The organism is Caballeronia sp. INDeC2, from assembly GCF_023631325.1.
Lineage (GTDB): Bacteria > Pseudomonadota > Gammaproteobacteria > Burkholderiales > Burkholderiaceae > Caballeronia.
Window position 1 is genome coordinate 1 of sequence record NZ_JALQDG010000058.1, and the last position, 2,499, is coordinate 2,499.

Annotated in this window: 3 protein-coding genes; all 3 read left to right on the forward strand. The window is 59.7% G+C overall.

What is annotated here, in order from left to right:
- The first annotated feature begins 74 nt into the window (after positions 1–74).
- From tnpA to tnpC, 3 genes are read left to right on the forward strand one after another with little or no spacing between them, the layout of a single operon-like run.
- Positions 75–488 (forward strand): IS66-like element accessory protein TnpA, encoded by a 414-nt coding sequence (gene tnpA / locus NCS28_RS33000; RefSeq protein WP_250517966.1) that lies wholly within the window; start codon positions 75–77, stop codon positions 486–488.
- Positions 485–829, forward strand: a complete 345-nt coding sequence (gene tnpB, locus NCS28_RS33005; RefSeq protein ID WP_250517964.1) for an IS66 family insertion sequence element accessory protein TnpB — start codon at positions 485–487, stop codon at positions 827–829. The genes tnpA and tnpB overlap by 4 nt, the downstream gene beginning before the upstream one ends.
- Positions 830–859: 30 nt before the next feature.
- Positions 860–2,428 carry an IS66 family transposase gene (gene tnpC, locus NCS28_RS33010; RefSeq protein ID WP_250517965.1) on the forward strand — a complete coding sequence of 523 codons (1,569 nt, stop codon included), beginning with the start codon at positions 860–862 and terminating at the stop codon, positions 2,426–2,428.
- Positions 2,429–2,499 lie beyond the last annotated feature (71 nt).

A 2,499-nucleotide genomic window follows, 5' to 3' on the forward strand; every position in this document is an offset into this window, starting at 1 on the left:
GTAAGCGGCTCGTCTCGACCGTTGTAGGGGGTGACCTCAGTACGCAGCACAATGATGTCCATCACTTTCGATTGATGGACACCACTTTGTCAGAGTTCTCAGAGAAGAAGTCGGGTAGTCGAGCGGGCCGTCCAAACTACCCAAGGGAGCTTCGGGACCGGCTGGCGGCAGCGGCATGTGAACCAGGCGTCTCCGTTGCGAGACTCGCCCGTGAGAATGGCATCAATGCGAACATGCTGTACACCTGGCGGCGCCGATATCTTACCGAGCGGCACGCTCAGCCTGCCGGCATGCTGCCAGTCGTACTGCTGAGTGACCCACCGACGCAGGCCCTGGCCGCGCCGTCAGGCGATTTACCAGCATTAGATGCAAACCCGGCGCCACCTGCGGGCACGATTGAAATCCGAATCGGCCGTGTGGTGGTCAAGGTAGATGGTCTGGTCGACGCCGACATGCTGCGTACCGTGTTGGGCAGTCTGCGATCATGATCTCGCTCCCGGCTGGCACGCGTATCTGGATTGCTGCAGGCGTGACCGACATGCGCTGTGGGTTTCAGGGGCTAGCGGCAAAGGTGCAAACGGCGCTTGAAGAGAATCCATTGGGCGGCAACGTCTACGTCTTCCGAGGCCGCCGAGGCGATCTCATAAAGGTCCTCTGGGCGACGGAGGATGGCATCTGGCTCCTGGCAAAGCGTCTTGAGCGGGGCCGCTTTATCTGGCCCCAGGCCAACGACGGGAAGATTCATCTGAGCTCCGCACAACTGTCAATGCTTCTCGAGGGCATCGATTGGCGACAGCCCCGGCGCACCGCCGCGTTATCGATGTTGTAAACCGCGCGGAACACTCGTAAACTGCCGTGCATGTCGAACGGCGCCGATCTTCCTGACGATGTCGATCTCCTGAAGGCCTTGTTGGTCGAGGCTCGTAGTCTGCTCGCTGAACGCGATATCGAGATCGATCAACTCAAGGCACAGATCGACAAACTTCGGCGCATGCAGTTCGGCCGCAAATCCGAACAGTTGCAGCGGCAGATAGAGACCCTCGAGACCCAACTCGAAGATCTGGCCGCCGGACGCGGCGTTGCAGACGTGCAGCGCGCGCAGGCTCAAGGCGCCAACGCGTCCGCCTCCAACGCAACAACCGGCAACGCGGCTTCGAGACATGCATTACCGGCGCACCTCTTGCGCGAAGATCATGTGCTCGAGCCGGCATCCAGTTGCCCGGACTGCGGTCAAACAATGCAACTGCTCGGTGAGGACATATCCGAACAACTCGCCCGAGTTGCGGCCGCCTTCAAAGTCATTCGCACGATCCGGCGCAAACTTGTTTGCCCTTGCTGCCACGCCATCAAACAGCCGTCGATGCCGGGACTGCCAATCGAGCGGAGCATCGCCCACCCGAGTTTGCTCGCGGATATCCTCGTCTCGAAATACGCAGACCACCAGCCGTTGTATCGACAATCGGCAATCGCCGCTCGCGACGGCGTCACGCTTGACCGTGCCAGCATGGGGCGCTGGGTCGGCCAATGCGAAACGTTGTGCGCGCCACTGATCGAGGCGCTGCGCCGATATACGGTATCGACCGCCAAACTGCATGCTGACGATACGCCGATTCCCGTGCTCGCACCAGGCAACAGGAAGACCCGAACAGGTCGTCTCTGGGTCTATGTGCGCGACGATCGTCGCTCCGGCTCCACGCAACCGGCTGCGGTATGGTTCGCATACTCGCCGAATAGGCAAGGCATCCACCCTCAAACTCATCTCGCTGGCTTCAGAGGGACGCTACAAGCGGACGCATACGCGGGCTTCGATGAACTGTTCCTGGATGGCTCAGTACTGGAAGCAGCCTGCCATGCTCACGCAAGGAGAAAGTTCTACGATATCCACGTACGAACGCCGTCCGACACAACGCAGAAGGCCCTCGAATACATTAGTGCGTTGTACAACATTGAAGCTTCCATTCGCGGCAAGCCTGCGGACGAACGGCTGCGAATACGGCAGGAGAAAGCCAAGCCACTGCTTCGCATCTACGAAGCGTGGCTCAAGACCAAGCTCGAAGCGTTGTCGTCGAAGTCTGACATAGCCAAGGCGATCAGCTACTCGCTTAATCAGTGGCGCGCACTGACGCTCTATTGCGAAGACGGTACGCTCGAGATCGACAACAACATCGCGGAGAACGCGCTGCGCTGTGTGAGCTTGGGCCGCAAGAACTTCCTGTTTGCGGGCTCCGACAGCGGTGGTGAACGTGCTGCTGCAATGTACTCGTTGATTGGCACGTGCGCCCTAAACGACATCGATCCGCGCGCGTACCTAAACTATGTGTTGCCGAGAATCGCCGACCATAGAATCTCTGTCATCGACGAGCTCTTGCCATGGCGTGTGGCCGAGAAGCTGCACGCAGCAGCGAGTTCACCACATCAAGATATCTAGCCGCTCCACCTGAGGCAATCCTGCGCCCAGGCGCGGACGCCTCTACACACGGCCTAGGCGAGCCGCTTACC